The sequence below is a fragment of the Rothia halotolerans genome (assembly GCF_004136635.1).
Classification (GTDB): domain Bacteria; phylum Actinomycetota; class Actinomycetes; order Actinomycetales; family Micrococcaceae; genus Rothia; species Rothia halotolerans.
This window is the reverse complement of the sequence record NZ_NOIU01000002.1, coordinates 279,291-296,424: the sequence shown is the minus strand read 5'-3', so window position 1 is coordinate 296,424 and position 17,134 is coordinate 279,291. Positions and strand designations below refer to the sequence as shown.

Sequence of the window (17,134 nt, the reverse complement as noted above, 5' to 3'; positions counted from 1 at the left end):
TCAGCGGGCGCGTCGGCTCCGCTCCTCCGCCTGCTTCCAGAGCCGCTGGGCCGGCGTCATCGTGCTGCGACCCGCCGTGCTGGGGATCGAGCCCTGGTGGGTCTGCACGCCGGCGGACATGTCGTACCCGGTGCCGATGCCGCCCGAGCGCCAGCCGTGGCAGATGGCCAGGGCCAGGGCGTCGGCGGCGTCGGCGGGCTTGGGCATCTCCTCGAGGCCGAGGATGCGGGTGACCATCCGGCCCACCGAGCCCTTGTCCGCCCGGCCGCTGCCGGTCACCGCGGCCTTGACCTCGGAGGGGGTGTGCCAGGCCACCGGGACCCCCGCCCGCGCGGCGGTGGCGATGACGGCGCCCGAGGCATGGGCCGTGCCGATGACCGTGGTCACCGACTCCTGCGAGAAGATCCGCTCGATCGCCATCACGTCCGGGCGGTGCGTGGCGATCCACGACTCTGCGGCCTGGTGGATGTGCAGGATCCGCGCGTCGAGCGGGTCGGCCGCGCGGGTCCCGGCCACGCCGACGGCGATCAGGCGGGCCTTGCGGTCGGCGGTCATCTCGATCACGCCGAAGCCGCAGCGGGTCAGCCCCGGGTCCACCCCGAGGATCCTGACGGGCCCCTTCCCGCCCGCGCCGGCGGTCGCCGCCGTGCCGCTCATGCCGGGCCTCCCGTTCCTCCGCGCGCCCGGGGGCGCGTCAGTCGTCCGCCTCGAGCTCCGCCATGACCTCCGGGGAGATGTGGGCGTTGGAGTAGACGTTCTGGACGTCATCGAGCTCCTCGACGGCGTCGGCCAGGCGGAGGAACTTGCGCGCGCCCTCGGCGTCGAGGTCCACGTTCATGGTCGGGCGCCACTGCGGGTCGTCGTTGTTGTAGTCCAGGCCGGCCTCGTCGAGGGCCGCGCGGATGGCGGGGAGGTCGGTGGCCTCGGAGATGACCTCGAAGACCTCGTCCTCCTCCTTGACCTCGTCGGCGCCGGCGTCGAGCACGGCCATCAGGACGTCGTCCTCCTCCAGGCCCTCGGCCTTGGCGACCTCGACGACGCCCTTGCGCTCGAACATGAAGGCGACCGAGCCGGAGTCGGCGATCGTGCCGCCGTTGCGGGTCACCGCCACGCGGACGTCGGAGGCCGCGCGGTTCTTGTTGTCGGTCAGGCACTCGATGTACAGCGCCGAGCCCTGGGGGCCGCGGGCCTCGTACAGGATCTCGGTGTAGTCGATGACCTCGCCGGTCAGGCCGGCGCCGCGCTTGATCGCGCGGTCGATGTTGTCGTTGGGGACCGAGTTCTTCTTGGCCTTGGAGACCGCGAGGTCCAGGGCCGGGTTGCCGGAGACGTCGGCGCCGCCCATGCGGGCTGCGACCTCGATGCCCTTGATGTACTTGGCGAAGGCCTTGGCGCGCTTGGCGTCGATCGCGGCCTTCTTGTGCTTGGTGGTGGCCCACTTGGAGTGACCCGACATGAATAGTCTCCTTGAGAGTCGTGGAAGGTTTCCCGGCGCGGTCGGCCGTGGACGGCTCGGGGCCCGCCGCCCGGGGAGGGCGGGGGCCGGCTCGGGTGCACGGGACCGCGGTCAAGCCGTCTACCAGTGTAACGCCGGGCGCAAGCGACGACGCCGCTAGGCGGAGGAAGCGGTGGGCGCGAGGAGCCGACCGAGGGCGTCAGAGGGCGGCCGGCGCCTCAGCGGGGACGGCCGGCGGCGACCTCGCGGGCCCGCTCGGCGAGCGAGTCGTCGATCTCGGCCGGGGCGAAGTCGCCGTAGCGCCTGCGCGCCGCCGCCTCGACCAGGAAGTCGCTGATCCGGGGGTTCTTGGGCAGCAGCGAGCCGTGCAGGTAGCTGCCGATCACGTTGCGGTGGCGGGCGCCCTCGTGGTCGTCCTCGAGGTTGTTGCCCTCGCCCTTGACCACGGTGCCCAGGCGCTGGACGTCCGGGCCCAGGGTGGTCAGGCCGGAGTGGTTCTCGTAGCCCACGATCCGGCCGAACTCCTCGGACTCGGTGACGATGTTGCCGATCAGCCGCTCCCGGCCGCCCACCGTGTGCGCGTCGAAGATGCCGATGCCGCGCAGCACCTCGCCGTCGACCGTGGTGAAGTCGTGGCCGAAGAGCTGGTAGAGGCCGCAGATCACGAGCATCGGCGCGCCGTCCTCCGCGAGCCGGCGCAGCCGCGGGGCGATCGCGTGCAGGTCCTCCTGGATGACGGACTGGCCGGAGTCCTGCCCGCCGCCGCCGACTAGGATGTCGACCTCCTCGGGGAAGGCGTCGCCGGGGTTGTAGTCGACCAGGCGCGGGGCGTAGCCGTGGCGCCGGGCCCGCCGGGAGAGCGAGAGCACGTTGCCCCAGTCGCCGTAGATGTTCATGTCCCGCGGGTAGAGCTGCAGGATCGTCAGGGGGCGTTCGTTCCGGGTCATCAGATCTCCTCGACCTCGGTCATCGTGGCGAGCTCGCGGCGCAGCGCGAGCATCGAGGTGTAGGTGCAGAACACCCGCATGGGCTTGTCCCCCGAGCCCTCCGCGAAGCGGCGCAGGGCGGTGCGCAGCTCGGGCTCGACGGCGCCCACCGGGACGTCGTCGTGCTCCAGGCGCAGCGCCATGTCGTAGGCGCGGGTGCCGGAGACGACGTCGACGCCGCCCGGCGCGAGCGTCCCGAAGTCCACGTCCCACAGCCAGGAGACGTCCCGGCCGTCGGCGTACTCGTCGTTGATGGCGATCATGGTGGCGTAGTCCGCGCCCGTCGCGGAGGCCAGCGAGAGCCGGAAGCCCGCCGGGTTCTTGACCAGCAGCAGCTGCAGGGTCCGGTCCCCCAGGCGCACTGACTCGCCGCGGCCGAAGGCGGGGGTCACCCGGGACAGCTCCTCGAGCAGGACCTCCTCGCGCGCCTGGTCCCCCATCACCTCGAGGGTCAGCGCGAGCGCGCCGGCGGCGTTGAAGATGTTGTAGATGCCGTAGAGGTGGATGTCCGTGCGCAGTTCCCGGCCCCCGACCCGCAGCACGGTGTCGGTCCCCTCGAAGGACTGCAGCACGACGCCGGCCGCCGGCAGCCCCTCGGCCTGGGCCGCGGGGCGCTTGTCCCGCATCTCGTCGTCCGAGGGGAAGCGCTCCCGCAGGGGCTCGGAGAGGCCGTAGTAGGCGATGTCCGTGCCGGGGCGCACGTCCTCGGCCAGCCGGCGGATCCGCGGGTCCTCGCGGTTGAGGACCACGGTTCCGGTGGTGGCCGCGGCGACCCGGGCGAGCATCTTCCGCGTCGTGTCGATCTCGCCGAAGCGGTCCAGCTGGTCTCGCATGACGTTGAGCAGCAGGGCGTACCGCGGCGGGAACAGCTTCACGAAGTGCACGGCGTGGGCCTCGTCGAGCTCCAGCACGGCGATGTCCGCGTTGAGGCGGCCGAAGAGGTCGAGCCGCTCGAGCAGGGCGGCGGCGACCCCGCGGACGAAGTTGGAGCCGGTCCGGTTGGTGAAGACCCGCAGCCCCTGGGACTCCAGGAGCTGCACCGTCATCTTGGTGGTCGTGGTCTTCCCGTTGGTGCCGGAGACCACGACGACGCCGCGCGGCAGCGTCGCCAGCTGCCGGGCCACGAACCCCGGGTCGATCTTCTCCATCACGAGGCCGGGGAACGCCGATCCCCCGCCGCGGCGGGCGCTGGCGTACCGGATGCCCTGACCGATCAGGCGGGTCACGGGACGCATCACGGGGCTGAGGAACCTTGGGGTGGGCATGGGAACCATCCTAACCCGCCGCGGCCGGGCGGCTCTGCCATGATGGCCGGATGGACTCCTCCTCGCCCTCCCCCTCGGTCCCCCTGCCCGGCGAGCCCTTCGTCTGGCGGGACCTCTCCTGGCAGGACCGCGCGCCGGCCGCCGTCGTGGAGCCCCTGCGCGAGGGGCGGCCCGGCGGCGAGACGCTGCGGGTGCTGCTGGATCCCGGCACGCGGCTGGGGGTGCGCCCGCTGCCGCCCGAGGACCCCGGGGCCGGCATCTGGTGCTCCGGCTTCGCGCACGCCTTCCTCGACGAGCGGGGCGAGCCGCGGTTCAGGGGCGTGCCGTGCCCCAAGGGGAACCGGATCGAGCGGGGCCAGCAATGCGGGCTCTGCCTGCACCTGGACCGGTTCCGGCCGATCCACCGCGCGCACCGGGGCGCGGAGCTGACCGAGGCGGTCAGGGCCTACGTGGGGATGCCGCACTGGCTCTACGTCGCGACCTTCCCGGACGGCTCCTCCAAGGTCGGCACGGCCCACGAGCGCTCGAAGACCTCGCGGCTGGACCAGCAGGCGGTGGCCCGGGCGAGCTACGTGGCGCTGGCCCGGGACGGCGTCGTCGTCCGCCGGCTGGAGGACGCGCTGGGCGCGGAGCTGGCGCTGCCGCAGGCCAAGCGGGTCGCGACGAAGTTCCGCGCCTGGTGCGGCCCGCTCGGGGCCGGGGAGCTGGACCGGATCCACGACGCGCTGACCGGCCGGGCGCGGGCCCTGCTCGGGGATCCGGACGGCGGGCTCGCGGGTCCGGAGGACGAGCACCGCGTGGAGGAGGGCCGGTGGGCGCCCTCGGAGGCGATGGGCAGCGCCTACGCGGCGCTGCGGGCGGAGGACCCGGAGCCGCTGACACCGGCCGACCCCTTCGGCACCGGCCTGCCCGGCGGGAAGCCCGACGGCGCGCCCTTCGGCTTCCTCGTGACCGGCGGGACGGGGCCGTTCCTCACCGGGCGGCTGGACGAGGAGCCCGGGCCGGCTCTGCTCGCGAGCGCGGCCGGGCTGAAGAACCGGGCCTGCGTGTGGGTCGAGGGGAGCGGCCGGGAGACGGGGAACCAGCGCTCGCTCTTCTGACTTCTGAGAGGCGGGGTGGCCCCCCGGCGGTCGGCCTCGGAAGGGGCCGGGACCGGGGCCGCCCCCGGCGGTCAGTCCCGGGAGGCGACGCCGTGCGCCGCGTGCTCCGCCGGCCACGCCCCGGCCAGCAGCTCGCGGATCTCGCTCAGCGTCTGGGTCACGGCCTTGGTGCCCGCCACGATGGGCAGGAAGTTGGTGTCCCCGTTCCAGCGGGGGACGACGTGCTGGTGCAGGTGCGCGGCGATCCCCGCTCCCCCGACCTTCCCCTGGTTCATGCCGATGTTGAACCCGGCCGCGTTGGAGCTGGCGCGCAGGACCGTCATGGCCGTACGCGTGCACCGGGCCATCTCGTCGATCTCCTCGTCCGTCGCCTCGTCGTAGTTCGCCACGTGGCGGTACGGGCAGATCAGGACGTGCCCGGGGTTGTACGGGTAGAGGTTGAGGACGACGAAGACGCTGTGGCCGCGGTGCACGATCAGGGACTCCTCGTCCTCGCGCCGCGGCGCCGAGCAGAACGGGCAGGAGCTCTCCGTGTAGTCCCGCTGGCCGCCGCTGACGTAGGCCCGCCGGTGCGGGGTCCACAGGCGCTGGAACGCGTCCGGGACGCCCGGCAGCTCGAAATCGTCGGTGATGCAGTCTCGCGCGTCGCTCATGGCTCCAGCTTAGGACGTGGAGGACGCCGGGACGGACCGCCCCGCCCGCCCGGGGCCCCGGGTGTCCCGCCCCGCCGACGGGGCTAGTGTTGATGGCATGCAGCCCCTGACCGAGTCCCAGATCCGTCACAGCTTCATCAACTGCTCCAAGGGCGAGGCCCAGCGGCTGAACCTGCCCGCGGGGCTGTCCGCCTGGGAGTGGTCGGCCGAGATCTTCCTCGGCTGGATCGACCCGAAGAGCCCCCAGCGCGGCTACGCCGTGATCGAGACCGAGGACGGGCCGCGCGGTATCGTACTGGCCAAGACCGAGCGGCGCGGCAGCGGTGCGGCGCAGATGTGCCAGTTCTGCATGACCCTGCACCCGGGCAGCGGTGTCTCCCTCTACTCGGCGGCGCGGCCCTCGGCCCGCACGGGGCAGCACAACACCCTCGGCACCTACCTCTGCGCCGACCTGCGCTGCTCGGACTACACACTGGGCCGACGCCGCCCGGCCGGGATCCGGCAGATGGAGGAGACGATGACGCTGGAGGACCGCCGGGAGCGGACGCTGGAGAAGGCGCGCGGTTTCGTCGCCCGGCTCCAGCACGAGGCGTAGGACGCGCGGAAGGCCGGGCCCGCAGGCCCGGCCTTCCGCAGAGGCGGGAGGGGGCGGATGCCCCCGGGAGCTCACCGCGCGCCCGGCCCCGGCCGGCCGCGCGGAGGCCGCCGATCAGGACTCGCTCGACTCCTCGGTGCCCGAGGGCTGCTCGGAGGAGTCGGAGTCGCCCTCGTCGTCTGAGGTGAGGGAGTCCACGTACTCCTGGTTCTCGCTCACCCAGTCCTCGACGATGGGGGCGTAGTCGTCGCTGTCCGACTCGTTGAACATGGCGTTCTCGAGGGAGTACAGCGTGTCACTGTCCATCCGGAAGTCCTTCATCCACTCGGCGACCTCGGGGTTGTCGGACTCGAAGCCGTCGCGGCCGTAGGCGCTCAGGGTCTCGGTTCCGCCCAGGGCCCCCTCGGGGTCCTCCAGGTCGCGGATGTCGTAGGCCTCATAGGCCCAGTGCGGGCGCCACAGGGTCACCGCGATGTTCTCTCCGGAGTCCTCCGCCGTCTGCAGCTCCTGCAGCATGGCGGGGGTCGAGGAGGTCGTGTACTCCATGCCGTCGAGGCCGTACGTGGGGATGACCTCGTCCTGGGTCACCTCGGTCAGGCCCGCACCGGGCTCGATGCCCACGAGCTGGTTGTCGAAGGCGTCGGCGTTGTCGGCCAGCTCGCTCAGGGATTGGATGGGCGCGTCGTCGTTGACGGCGATCGTCAGCTTGGACTCGTCGTTCCAGGCGCCGTACTCCTCGATGCTGTCGCCGTACTCCTCGATGTAGGAGGCGTGGGTGACCGGCATCCAGACGTCGAGGGTCATGTCGTAGTCGCCGCTGGCCAGGCCGGAGAAGACGGGGGCGGCGTCGGCGTACTCGAGGTCGACGCTGTAGCCCTTGTCCTCCAGGATGTGCTTCCACAGCTCGGAGACGGCGATCCCCTCCTCCCAGCCGTTGAAGACGGCGATCTTGAGATCGCCCTTCTCCCCGTCGGAGCCGCCTCCGCCGTCGCCGTCGCCGCCGGAGCATCCGGCGAGGACCAGGCCCAGGGCCGAGGTGAGGGCGAGGCCCGTGGTGATGCGTGACGTCTTGCTCATGCTTCTCTCCTTATGGTTGCGGTGTGCGTTCTGCGTCTTGCGCGCGGTTCAGGCGGTCCCGGGTGCGCGGAGCCGCCTCTTGCGGCCCCCTCCGGTGCTGGTCAGCCGGTCCAGGTACATGGCGAGGATGACGACCGAGATGCCCGCCTCGAAGCCCAGCCCGGCGTCGATCCGGTTCAGGGAGGCGACGACGTCGCCGCCGAGGCCGCCCGCCCCGACCATGCCCGCGATGACGACCATGGACAGCGCCAGCATGATGACCTGGTTGATGCCGGCCATGATGGTCGGCAGGGCCAGGGGCAGCTGGATCTGGCGCAGGATGCGCCAGCGGGAGGCACCGAAGGCCTCGCCGGCCTCGACGACGTCGGCCTTGACCCCGCGGATGCCGAGTTCGGTGAACCGGACCCCCGGCACCATCGCGAAGATGATGGTGGCGACCATGCCCGGCACCACCCCGACCCGGAAGATGACCAGGGCCGGGATGAGGTAGACCATCGGCGGCATGGTCTGCATGAAGTCCATGACCGGCCGGATGACCTTCGAGAGGCCGGGCGAGCTGGCGGCGAGGATCCCGAGGGGCACGGCCAGTACGGTGGCGATCAGCGTCGCGACCACGATCAGCCCGAGCGTCTCCATCGCGTTCTCCCACTGGTCGACGCCGACGATGACGACGAATCCGATGACCGTGCCGAGCGCGAGCTTCCAGTTCTTCAGCCACCACGCCAGCGCGGCCAGGACCAGGGTGACCGCCCACCACGGAGGCGTGGAGAGCAGCCAGACCAGCCCGTCGTTGGTGTCGAGCATCAGGGTGCGCAGGACGGAGAAGAGACCGGCGAAGGCTCCCAGGAGCCAGTCGAGGCCGACCTCCACCCACTCGCCGAGCGGGATGCGGAAGTCCTCCATCACGCCTCACCTCCCTCGTCGCGGGAGGCGGGTTGCCCCTCGGCGGGCGACTGGGCCTCCGCCGCGGCGGTGAAGTCGGTGCGGGTCCCCATCGCCTCCAGCAGCCGGGCGGTGGTCAGGTAGCCGACGACGTCGCCCCCGGCCCCGTCCCGCACCGCGAGGATCCCCTCGCCCTCCAGGGCGACCGGGACGACCTCCTGCAGGGTCGCGTCGGAGCGCACGGACCCCGCCCGCTCCGCGGCGGCGCGCTGCCCGGCGTCCACGCCCTGGAGCGGAAGCATCACGGAGCGCGCGGTCAGGGCCCTGCCGCGGTCGACGTCGGCGATGAAGGAGGCGACGTAGTCGTCGGCGGGCCGGCTGAGGATGTCCTCGGGGGTGCCGATCTGGGCGATCCTCCCGTCCTTCATCACCGCGATGCGGTCGCCGAGGTACATGGCCTCGTTGAGGTCGTGGGTGATGAACACGATGGTGCGTCCGAGCTCCTTCTGCAGCTGCTTGAGCTGCTCCTGCATCTCGCGGCGGATCAGCGGGTCGAGCGCGGAGAAGGCCTCGTCCATGAGCAGGATGTCGTTGCCGGAGGCCAGCGCCCGCGCCAGTCCGACGCGCTGCTGCATCCCGCCGGAGAGTTCGTGCGGGTAGTGGTCGTGCCACCCCTGCAGCCCCACGCGGTCCAGGACCCTGGCCGCTTCCGCCCGCCGGGCCTCGGAGCCGACGCCCTGGATCTCCAGCCCGTAGGCGGCGTTCTCCAGCACCGTCCGGTGCGGCAGCAGGGCGAAGTTCTGGAAGACCATGGCCATGGAGTGGGAGCGGATGCTCCGCAGCTCCCTGGCCGGCGCCGAGGCGATGTCCTGGCCCAGCACGCTCACGGTCCCCTCCGTGGCCGGCTGCAGGCCGTTCAGGGTCCTGATCAGCGTGGACTTCCCGGAGCCGGAGAGCCCCATCACCACGAAGATCTCTCCGGGGGCCACCTCGAAGGAGGCATCGATGACCGCGGCGGTCCCCAGCTCCTTGAGGTCCTCCCGGTCCTCCCCCTCCTTGAGGCGGCGGATGATGTCCTTCGGCTTCTTGCCGAAGATCTTGTACACGTTCTGCACGCGCACGGCCGGTTCAGCCGTTGAGTGACTCACGTCCGTCCTTCCACAGGTGTATTGCCAGATAATGCACAGGCATTTGACAGCAACATAGCAATTAATCACCGTGCTGATCACCTCGACACGAACGTGCCGCGGATGTGACATAAACGTGAGCCGTCAACGATTCAGGCGCGCGAGGCCGGGCGGCGCGGAATCATCAGCAGGCGAATCATTCGAAGGCCGCAACCTGCGCCCCCATGTGACGGTGAGGAGAGGGATGACTTGCACCACGTGACTCGCATCATGTATAAGCAGAGCGCACGACGCCGGGGACGCTCGCGTGAGCGCCCCCGGCGTCGTGCGCTGCGGGTCTTCGGTTCTCCGGGGAATCTCCCCCTAGCGGGATGTCAGTCGCGCTCGGCGGGCGCCTCCCCGGTCCCGGTCGGGTCCAGGTTCACCCGGTCGCGGATGTGGGCGACGATCCGCTCCACGGCGTCGTCGACCGGCACCCCGTTGTCCTGGGAGCCGTCGCGGAACCGGAAGGACACCGCGTCGTTCTCCGCGTCCTCGCCGCCGGCGATGAGCACGAAGGGCGCCTTCTGCTTCGAGGCGTTGCGGATCTTCTTGGGGAAGCGGTCGGAGCCGTAGTCGACCTCGACGCGCACGCCGCGGGCCTTGAGCTTCGCGGCGACCTCGGCCAGGTAGTCGTTGAACGCCTCGGCGACCGGGACCCCGATCACCTGGACCGGGGCCAGCCAGGCCGGGAAGGCGCCGGCGTAGTGCTCGGTCAGCACGCCCATGAACCGCTCGATCGAGCCGAACTTGGCCGAGTGGATCATCACCGGCTCCTGCCGGGAGCCGTCCGCGGCCTGGTACTCCAGGCCGAAGCGGGCGGGCTGGTTGAAGTCGTACTGCACCGTGGACATCTGCCAGGTGCGGCCGATCGCGTCCTTGGCCTGCACCGAGATCTTGGGGCCGTAGAAGGCCGCCCCGCCCGGATCCGCCACCAGCTCCAGGCCGGTCTCCGAGGCCACCTGCTCGAGGATCGCGGTGGCCTCCTCCCACTGCTCGTCGGTGCCGATGAACTTGTCCTTCTTCTCCCCCTCGGTCTCCCGGGTGGAGAGCTCGAGGTAGAAGTCGGTCAGCCCGAAGTCGACGAGCAGGGAGAGCATGAAGTCCAGCAGGTGCCTGACCTCGCCCGGGGCCTGCTCCTTGGTCACGTAGCTGTGCGAGTCGTCCTGGGAGATCATCCGCACGCGGGTCAGCCCCTGGAGCACGCCGGACTTCTCGTCGCGGTACACGGTGCCGAACTCGAAGAGCCGCAGCGGCAGCTCGCGGTAGGAGCGCCCCCGGGAGCGGAAGATCTCATTGTGCATCGGGCAGTTCATGGCCTTGAGGCGGTAGTCGCCGTTCTCCAGCTCCATCGCCGGGAACATGCCCTCCGAGTAGTACGGCAGGTGCCCGGAGGTGTAGAACAGGTCCTCCTTGGCGATGTGCGGGGTGCCGACGTAGTCGAAGCCCTCGGCGATGTGCCGCTCGCGGACGTAGTCCTCCATGACCCGCTTGATGACGCCGCCCTTGGGGTGGAAGACGGGCAGGCCCGGCCCGATGGTCTTGGGGAAGGAGAAGAGGTCCAGCTCCTCACCCAGGCGGCGGTGGTCGCGGCGCTCGGCCTCGGCGATGCGCTCCTTGTAGGCCGCGAGGTCCTCCTTGCTGGGCCAGGCGGTGCCGTAGATGCGCTGCAGCATCGGGTTCTTCTCCGAGCCGCGCCAGTAGGCGCCGCCCGCGCGGGTCAGGGCGTAGCCGCCGGGGATCGGCTTGGTGCTCGGCAGGTGCGGGCCGCGGCAGAGGTCCTTCCAGACGGTCTCGCCCTTGCGGTCCACGTTGTCGTAGATCGTGATCTCGCCCTCGCCGACCTCGACCGAGGCGCCCTCGGCCGCGTCGCTGCCGGAGCCGGGACCCTGGGACAGGCCCAGCAGCTCGAGCTTGTACGGCTCGTCGGCCATCTCGGCCTGGGCCTGCTCGTGGGTGACGACGCGGCGCCGGAAGGTCTGCCCGGACTTGGCGATCTTCAGCATCATCTTCTCGAGCTTCTTGAGGTCCTCCGGGGTGAAGGGCTCCTCGACGTCGAAGTCGAAGTAGAAGCCGTCGGTGATGTAGGGTCCGATGCCCAGCTTGGCGTCGGGGCGCAGCTGCTGGACCGCCTGGGCCATGACGTGCGCGGTCGAGTGCCGGAGCACCTCGAGTCCCTCGGGCTGGCCGATGGTCACGGGGACCACGTGGTCGCCCTCGGCGAGCTCGGTGGCGAGGTCCTTGAGGACGTCGTTGATCCGGGCCACGACGACGTCGGACTGCTCGGCGAAGAGGTCGGCCGCGGTGGTGCCGATGCCCACCTGCTGGTCCTCGCCGTTGACGGTGATGTGCAGGTTCTCGGGCACTGGCATGAACACTCCTGGGCGTCTCGATGGGCGCACGCCGGTACCTGGGGCGTGCGTGGTGCGCTGCCGCCCGGGCGGGGCGACGTGGCGATTCTACCCGCTGCGGCAGCGCACCGCGCGACGAGGGCCCGTCAGGGGCCGGAGGTCAGTCCCCGTTCGGGACGATCACCGCGCGCCCGCGCAGGCTGCCCTCGTGGAGCCGCTCGTAGGCCTTGGGGGCGTCGTCGAGGGAGAAGGTCTCCACCTCCACCGAGAGCTGGCCGCGGCGGGCCATCTCGAGGACCTCGACGAGCTCGCCGCGGGAGCCCCAGTACGGGGAGCGCACGGCGGCGTCGTAGGCGATGGTGCCGTACCCGACCTCGGAGTAGCCTCCGCCGATGCCGACGATCGTCACGTCCGCCTCGATCGCGGCCACGGCTGCGGCGGTCTTGGCGGTGGGCGGGGCGCCGACGAAGTCGAAGACGGCGTTGGCGCCGAGTCCCCCGGTGAGCTCCATGACGGCCTCGACGGCGTGCTCGTCGCTGAGCACGGCGTGGTGGGCGCCGACCTCGCGGGCGAAGTCGAGCTTCTCCTCGGTGACGTCCAGGGCGATGACGGTGGCCCCGGAGAGCTCGCGGAGCAGCTGGATGCCCACGTGGCCCAGCCCGCCCGCGCCGATGGCGACGGCGTAGGAGCCGGCGTGCAGCTTCGGCAGGGACTGCTTGACGGCGTGGTAGGGCGTCAGGCCGGCGTCGCTGAGGGAGACGTTCGCCACCGGGTCGAGGTCACCCATCGGCACCAGGTGCCGGGGGTCGTCGACCAGCATGTACTCCGCGATCGCGCCGGGGGCGCCCAGGCCGGGCGGGCGGATGCCCTCGGCCGCGGCGTTGGTGCAGTAGTTCTCCTTGCCCTGCGCGCAGTTGTGGCAGCGGCCGCAGCCCCAGGGGCCGTAGACCATGACGGCGTCGCCGACCGAGAGGTGCTCCACGCCCTCGCCGAGCTGGTGCACGACGCCGGCGCCCTCGTGGCCCAGCGTCAGCGGCAGGCCGCCGGGGAACTGATCCTCCGGCAGGCTCATGATGTACTCGTCCGAGTGGCACACGCCGGCGGCGGTGACCTTCAGCAGGACCTGGCCGGGGCCGGGCTCGGGGACGGGGAGGTCGACGACGACCGGGGCTTGTCCGATCTCTTTGTACTGTAAAGCTTTCATGTCTTCCGTTCTACTCCTCGTCACTCGCCGCCCCGCGCATCGCCGCGGGGGTGTTTGCCAGGAGCCGAATCCTCGAGCCCTGAGGCCCAGGCGATCGCCCGCTGGACGTGCTCGTCGGTGAGGCCTGTGACGCCCGCCGGGTCGGCGATGGTGAGGTAGGGGGCGGCGACGGTGAGCAGCAGGTGCGGCGTCCGCGAGCGCCGCAGCAGCTCCCGGTCCTCGGGCGTGGGGGCGTCGTCGAACCACACGAAAGGACGCCCGCCGGCCAGTTCGAGGATGCCGGGGACCTTGCCCGGCGTCTCGACCTCCGCCTCGGCCACGGGCCAGTCGCCGGGCAGCTGGAGGCGGGGCGCGATGAGCCTGGGCGCGTCATGGGACCAGGTGGTGGCCCAGGCGAGCTCGAACCAGCGGGCCAGCTCACCGAGGCGCCGGGTGTCCTCCGGGTCCAGGTGCAGCGTGAAGCTCATGGGCAGGATCGCGGGCGTCAGCGTCACGGTGTCGTAGCCGCGCCGGGCCGCGAGCTCGGCGGAGACGAAGCGGTTGAGGACGCCGTCGACGTCGATGAAGGCCAGAGGGGTGACGCGGCTCATGCCACCAGACTCTGCCACAGTCCGGCCGCGAGCGCATCGGCCGGAGGCGCGGCGGCCGGCCCTTCAGGCGGCGGGGGCTGACCTACCGGCGACGGGGCCCCGGCCCGAGGCGGTGTCGGCGGGAGGACGAGGCGGTGCCGGCGGGAGGACGAGACGGCACGGATCGAGCCCTCTCCAATGATACGGATACAGTCTCCCTTGGAGGTTTCCATAGATGTTCTCGTCGTAGAATCATCGCTCCAAGACGGAAACCTCTCTTGAATTCGGGTATCGCAACGTATTCAATGGAGACATGTCCCCCACCCATCCGGAGCACGAGCATCGTCCGGCCGCCTCCCTGCGGACCGGCCCGAGCGGCACGCTGGACGAGAAGTCCAAGCTGATCGTCGAGGAGCTGCAGGCCGACGGCCGGCGCTCCTACGCCGCGATCGGCAAGAGCGTGGGGCTCTCGGAGGCCGCCGTCCGCCAGCGGGTCGCGCGCCTGGTCGAGTCCGGCGCCGTGCAGATCGTGGCCGTGACCGACCCGATGCAGCTGGGCTTCGCCCGGCAGGCGATGCTCGGCATCCGCGTCCGGGGGGACATCCAGGCGGTGGCCGACCGCCTGGCCGAGTTCGAGGAGATCGACTACCTGGTGGTCACCGCCGGTTCCTACGACCTCATGGCGGAGGTCGTCTGCGAGAACGACGAGCAGCTGTTCCACCTGATCAACAACCGCATCCGCACCATCGACGCCGTGCTCAGCACGGAGACGTTCATGTATCTCTCGCTGCGCAAGCAGCAGTACGACTGGGGAACCCGATGACTCTTCCGTCCACCGTCCGCCCGATGACCACCTCCCGCGGCACCGACCTGCAGGCGGCCGCCCGCGACCACCTCTGGATGCACATGGCCGACCACCGGGGCCTGATCTCGGGCGGCGAGGTGCCCGTGATCTCCCGGGCGGAGGGCCACTACCTGTACGACGACGCCGGCCGCCGCTACCTCGACGGCCTCGCGGGCCTCTTCGTCGTCCAGGTCGGCCACGGCCGGGAGGAGCTCGCCCGCGCCGCCGCCGAGCAGCTGCGCACCCTCGACTTCATGCCGCTGTGGTCCTACGCCCACCCGCCGGCGATCGAGCTCGCCGAGCGCCTGGCGGCCTACGCGCCCGGGGACCTGAACCGCGTCTTCCTCACCTCCGGCGGCGGCGACTCGGTGGAGTCGGCGATCAAGCTGGCCAAGAACTACTTCAAGGCCACCGGCCGCCCCGGCAAGCACAAGGTCATCTCGCGGGCCACCGCGTACCACGGCACCCCGCACGGCGCGCTGTCGGTGACCTCTCTGCCGGGTCTGCGGAACCAGTTCGAGCCGCTGGTGCCGGGTGCCCACAAGGTGCCCAACACCAACTTCTACCGCGCCCCGGCCGAGTACGCCGAGGACGAGAAGGTCTTCGGCCGCTGGGCGGCGGACCGGATCGGCGAGGCCATCGAGTTCGAGGGCGCCGACTCCGTGGCCGCGGTCTTCCTGGAGCCGGTGCAGAACTCCGGAGGGTGCTTCCCTCCCCCGCCCGGCTACTTCGAGCGCGTCCGCGAGATCTGCGATGAGCACGACGTCCTGCTGGTCTCGGACGAGGTGATCTGCGCCTTCGGCAGGATCGGCGAGATGTTCGCCTGCGACGACTTCGGCTACGTCCCGGACATCATCACCTGCGCCAAGGGCATCACCTCCGGGTACGCGCCGCTGGGTGCGATGATCGCCTCGGACCGGCTGTTCGAGCCCTTCGGCAGCGGCGAGACCTTCTACCACGGGTACACCTTCGGCGGGCACCCCATGGCCTGCGCGGTCGCCAACGCCAACCTGGACATCTTCGAGCGGGAGGGGCTGAACCGGCGGGTGCACGAGAACGCGCCGGCCTTCCGCACCACCCTCGAGAAGCTGCTGGACCTGCCGATCGTGGGCGACGTCCGCGGCGCCGGCTACTTCTACGGCATCGAGCTGGTCAAGGACAAGAAGACCAAGGAGACCTTCGACGAGGCCGAGTCGGAGCGCCTGCTGGAGGGCTTCCTCTCCCACGCGCTGTTCGACGCCGGCCTGTACTGCCGGGCCGACGACCGCGGGGATCCCGTCATCCAGCTCGCCCCGCCGCTGACCGCCGGCCCGGAGGAGTTCGACGAGATGGAGCGCATCCTCCGCTCGGTCCTCACCGAGGCGGCCCGCCGGATCTGACCGGGACCGGGCCGGCCGGCTCCGGCCGCGGGACGACGCGGCCGGGCCCCCGCCAGATGGGGCGGCCCATCCCGCAGGACGGTGCCGCCGGGGCCCATGAGACGGTGCGGCCGATCCCTCAGGAGCGCGCCGGCGCCCCGAACGCCCGGGAGCACTCCCCCGCGGCGGCGACGAGCGCCACGTCGTCGCCGGCGGAGCCCATCAGCCCCAGGCCGGCGCCGTTGCCCTGCCCGGTGAGCAGCGGCGCCACCGCGATCGGCAGGCCGGAGAGCCCGCCCAGGCAGGTGAGCCGCATCGTGGCCTCCCGGGCCTCCTGCTCCTGGTCGGAGGTCGCCTCCAGCAGCGGGGCCACGGTCGCGGCCGCCGGGACCGCCAGGCAGGCCCTCGCCGGCACGACGTCGCGGATCGCCCGCCGCGCCTGCTCGACCACCCCCAGGGCCTCGTCCTCCTGGGCGGGGAGGATGCCCCAGGCGCTCGCGAAGCGCTGCCGCCCGGTGTCGGACAGGGAGCCCGCGTGCGCCAGGACCCACTCGCCCCACGCCCGCCACGCCTCGGCGGCCTGGGTGACGCGGAAGGCCTCGGCCCAGTCGTCGAGGCGGCGCTCCAGCCCGGTGGAGACCTCCTCGAGGACGACGGCGCCCGCGCGCCGGGCGGCGTCGAGCTCGCGCAGCAGCGCCTCGGCGACCTCCGGCTCGGCCTCCGCCATGAGGGCCCGGTCCACGAGGACCCGCCGGATCGGGGCGTCGTCGGACGCCGCACCGGTCGCGGAGGCGGCCAGCGAGCGGGTGGCGGCCAGCATCGCGTCGGCGTCCCGGGCCATCCAGCCGACCGTGTCGTAGGACGGGGCGAGCGGCAGCAGCCCGTCCCTCGGGATCAGGCCGTGGGTCGTGCGCAGCCCGAACAGCCCCTGGTAGGAGGAGGGGACGCGGATCGAGCCGCCGGTGTCGGTGCCCAGGCCGATCTCGGCCAGGCCCGCGGCCACCGCGGAGGCCGAGCCGGAGGAGGATCCGCCGGGGATGCGCCGCGGGTCCAGCCCGTTGGGCGGGGTCCCGTAGGCCTGGTTGCGGCCCGCGAGCGAGTAGGCGAACTCGTCGGTGTGCGCGATCCCCTCGGGCCGGGCCCCCGCCGCGGCGAGGTTCTCGACGGCCCACGCGGAGTATGGCTCGACGGGCGCCTCGGCGAGGTAGGCGGGGTTGCCGGCGCCGACCCGCTGCCCGGCCAGCGCGTAGAGGTCCTTGACCGCCACCCGCATCCCGTCCAGGGCTCCCCCGGCGCCCCATGCCGGGTCCCACGGCCCGGCCGAGGACCCCGGGAGGTCGGTGGGAGCCACCCGCCAGATGCGGGCGAGCTCTGCGGGGTCCGCGCCGGAGCCGCTGGGCGCCGCGACGGCCTCGGGACCCGGCGCGCCGGCCGGCCCCGGGACGGAAGCCGGTCCCGGCGCCGCGGCGCGGGCTGTTCCCGCGAGCACCCCGGCCAGCCCCAGGCCCAGCGCCCCGCCGATCGCGCGGCGTCGGGTCGGGGCGACCCCGGGGCGGCCGGGGGTCGCCGGCGTCGCGGTCTGCTGGGGGTCCTCGGTGGTCTGCGTCATGGGTGCGTCCTTCCGGTCG

Annotated in this window: 16 protein-coding genes; 4 read left to right on the top strand and 12 right to left on the bottom strand. The window is 72.0% G+C overall.

Annotated features, from left to right (window positions below):
* The 4 genes from ruvC to EWV39_RS06285 form a co-directional block, all read right to left on the bottom strand.
* Complete coding sequence (ruvC, locus tag EWV39_RS06300) at window positions 1-657, bottom strand: crossover junction endodeoxyribonuclease RuvC (RefSeq protein ID WP_129657869.1); 657 nt, start codon at window positions 655-657, stop codon at window positions 1-3.
* Between the two features lie 37 nt (window positions 658-694).
* On the bottom strand, window positions 695-1,456 hold the full coding sequence (locus tag EWV39_RS06295) for a YebC/PmpR family DNA-binding transcriptional regulator (protein WP_129657867.1): 762 nt from the start codon (window positions 1,454-1,456) through the stop codon (window positions 695-697).
* Between the two features lie 218 nt (window positions 1,457-1,674).
* A complete protein-coding gene (locus tag EWV39_RS06290; RefSeq protein WP_129657865.1) occupies window positions 1,675-2,403 on the bottom strand; it encodes a type 1 glutamine amidotransferase in 729 nt (242 codons plus the stop codon).
* The gene (locus tag EWV39_RS06285) at window positions 2,403-3,707 is read right to left on the bottom strand and encodes a Mur ligase family protein (protein ID WP_238148123.1); all 1,305 of its coding nucleotides are present in this window, start codon (window positions 3,705-3,707) and stop codon (window positions 2,403-2,405) included. The genes EWV39_RS06290 and EWV39_RS06285 overlap by 1 nt, the downstream gene beginning before the upstream one ends.
* Window positions 3,708-3,757: 50 nt before the next feature.
* Here EWV39_RS06285 and EWV39_RS06280 point away from each other — a divergent pair, with 50 nt between their 5' ends.
* A complete protein-coding gene (locus EWV39_RS06280) occupies window positions 3,758-4,807 on the top strand; it encodes a hypothetical protein (RefSeq protein WP_129657863.1) in 1,050 nt (349 codons plus the stop codon).
* Between the two features lie 71 nt (window positions 4,808-4,878).
* Here EWV39_RS06280 and EWV39_RS06275 read toward each other — a convergent pair whose 3' ends face one another.
* Window positions 4,879-5,460: an HIT family protein gene (locus tag EWV39_RS06275; protein WP_129657861.1), complete on the bottom strand. Its 582-nt coding sequence runs from the start codon at window positions 5,458-5,460 to the stop codon at window positions 4,879-4,881.
* 97 nt (window positions 5,461-5,557) lie between these two features.
* Between EWV39_RS06275 and EWV39_RS06270 the strand changes: the two genes are divergently transcribed.
* Window positions 5,558-6,055, top strand: a complete 498-nt coding sequence (locus tag EWV39_RS06270) for an FBP domain-containing protein (RefSeq protein ID WP_129657859.1) — start codon at window positions 5,558-5,560, stop codon at window positions 6,053-6,055.
* A gap of 114 nt (window positions 6,056-6,169) precedes the next feature.
* On the opposite strand, the gene EWV39_RS06265 is transcribed toward EWV39_RS06270, so the two are convergent.
* The 6 genes from EWV39_RS06265 to EWV39_RS06240 form a co-directional block, all read right to left on the bottom strand.
* Window positions 6,170-7,132: a glycine betaine ABC transporter substrate-binding protein gene (locus EWV39_RS06265; RefSeq protein ID WP_129657857.1), complete on the bottom strand. Its 963-nt coding sequence runs from the start codon at window positions 7,130-7,132 to the stop codon at window positions 6,170-6,172.
* Between the two features lie 48 nt (window positions 7,133-7,180).
* Window positions 7,181-8,035, bottom strand: a complete 855-nt coding sequence (locus EWV39_RS06260; protein WP_129659110.1) for an ABC transporter permease — start codon at window positions 8,033-8,035, stop codon at window positions 7,181-7,183.
* Window positions 8,035-9,162 carry a quaternary amine ABC transporter ATP-binding protein gene (locus EWV39_RS06255; RefSeq protein WP_238148121.1) on the bottom strand — a complete coding sequence of 376 codons (1,128 nt, stop codon included), beginning with the start codon at window positions 9,160-9,162 and terminating at the stop codon, window positions 8,035-8,037. The genes EWV39_RS06260 and EWV39_RS06255 overlap by 1 nt, the downstream gene beginning before the upstream one ends.
* A gap of 353 nt (window positions 9,163-9,515) precedes the next feature.
* A complete protein-coding gene (thrS, locus tag EWV39_RS06250) occupies window positions 9,516-11,552 on the bottom strand; it encodes a threonine--tRNA ligase (protein ID WP_129657853.1) in 2,037 nt (678 codons plus the stop codon).
* A gap of 139 nt (window positions 11,553-11,691) precedes the next feature.
* A complete protein-coding gene (locus EWV39_RS06245) occupies window positions 11,692-12,735 on the bottom strand; it encodes an NAD(P)-dependent alcohol dehydrogenase (RefSeq protein WP_129657851.1) in 1,044 nt (347 codons plus the stop codon).
* Window positions 12,736-12,755: 20 nt separating this feature from the next.
* Complete coding sequence (locus tag EWV39_RS06240; RefSeq protein WP_129657849.1) at window positions 12,756-13,325, bottom strand: HAD domain-containing protein; 570 nt, start codon at window positions 13,323-13,325, stop codon at window positions 12,756-12,758.
* Window positions 13,326-13,617: 292 nt separating this feature from the next.
* On the opposite strand from EWV39_RS06240, the gene EWV39_RS06235 reads away from it, so the two are divergent.
* Window positions 13,618-14,127 carry an Lrp/AsnC family transcriptional regulator gene (locus EWV39_RS06235; protein WP_129657847.1) on the top strand — a complete coding sequence of 170 codons (510 nt, stop codon included), beginning with the start codon at window positions 13,618-13,620 and terminating at the stop codon, window positions 14,125-14,127.
* Window positions 14,124-15,527, top strand: a complete 1,404-nt coding sequence (locus EWV39_RS06230) for an aspartate aminotransferase family protein (protein ID WP_129657845.1) — start codon at window positions 14,124-14,126, stop codon at window positions 15,525-15,527. The genes EWV39_RS06235 and EWV39_RS06230 overlap by 4 nt, the downstream gene beginning before the upstream one ends.
* A 118-nt stretch (window positions 15,528-15,645) precedes the next feature.
* Here the strand turns inward: EWV39_RS06230 and EWV39_RS06225 are convergent, their stop codons facing one another.
* Window positions 15,646-17,115 (bottom strand): amidase family protein, encoded by a 1,470-nt coding sequence (locus tag EWV39_RS06225; RefSeq protein WP_129657843.1) that lies wholly within the window; start codon window positions 17,113-17,115, stop codon window positions 15,646-15,648.
* Window positions 17,116-17,134: the final 19 nt, after the last annotated feature.

Coding starts and splice junctions, on each gene's coding strand:
- EWV39_RS06280 (WP_129657863.1), top strand. CDS start 3,758: ATGGACTCCTCCTCGCCCTCCCCCTCGGTCCCCCTGCCCGGCGAGCCC.
- EWV39_RS06240 (WP_129657849.1), bottom strand. CDS start 13,325: ATGAGCCGCGTCACCCCTCTGGCCTTCATCGACGTCGACGGCGTCCTC.
- EWV39_RS06295 (WP_129657867.1), bottom strand. CDS start 1,456: ATGTCGGGTCACTCCAAGTGGGCCACCACCAAGCACAAGAAGGCCGCG.
- EWV39_RS06265 (WP_129657857.1), bottom strand. CDS start 7,132: ATGAGCAAGACGTCACGCATCACCACGGGCCTCGCCCTCACCTCGGCC.
- EWV39_RS06235 (WP_129657847.1), top strand. CDS start 13,618: ATGTCCCCCACCCATCCGGAGCACGAGCATCGTCCGGCCGCCTCCCTG.
- EWV39_RS06285 (WP_238148123.1), bottom strand. CDS start 3,707: ATGCCCACCCCAAGGTTCCTCAGCCCCGTGATGCGTCCCGTGACCCGC.
- EWV39_RS06225 (WP_129657843.1), bottom strand. CDS start 17,115: ATGACGCAGACCACCGAGGACCCCCAGCAGACCGCGACGCCGGCGACC.
- EWV39_RS06245 (WP_129657851.1), bottom strand. CDS start 12,735: ATGAAAGCTTTACAGTACAAAGAGATCGGACAAGCCCCGGTCGTCGTC.
- EWV39_RS06275 (WP_129657861.1), bottom strand. CDS start 5,460: ATGAGCGACGCGCGAGACTGCATCACCGACGATTTCGAGCTGCCGGGC.
- ruvC (WP_129657869.1), bottom strand. CDS start 657: ATGAGCGGCACGGCGGCGACCGCCGGCGCGGGCGGGAAGGGGCCCGTC.
- EWV39_RS06270 (WP_129657859.1), top strand. CDS start 5,558: ATGCAGCCCCTGACCGAGTCCCAGATCCGTCACAGCTTCATCAACTGC.
- EWV39_RS06260 (WP_129659110.1), bottom strand. CDS start 8,035: ATGGAGGACTTCCGCATCCCGCTCGGCGAGTGGGTGGAGGTCGGCCTC.
- EWV39_RS06290 (WP_129657865.1), bottom strand. CDS start 2,403: ATGACCCGGAACGAACGCCCCCTGACGATCCTGCAGCTCTACCCGCGG.
- thrS (WP_129657853.1), bottom strand. CDS start 11,552: ATGCCAGTGCCCGAGAACCTGCACATCACCGTCAACGGCGAGGACCAG.
- EWV39_RS06230 (WP_129657845.1), top strand. CDS start 14,124: ATGACTCTTCCGTCCACCGTCCGCCCGATGACCACCTCCCGCGGCACC.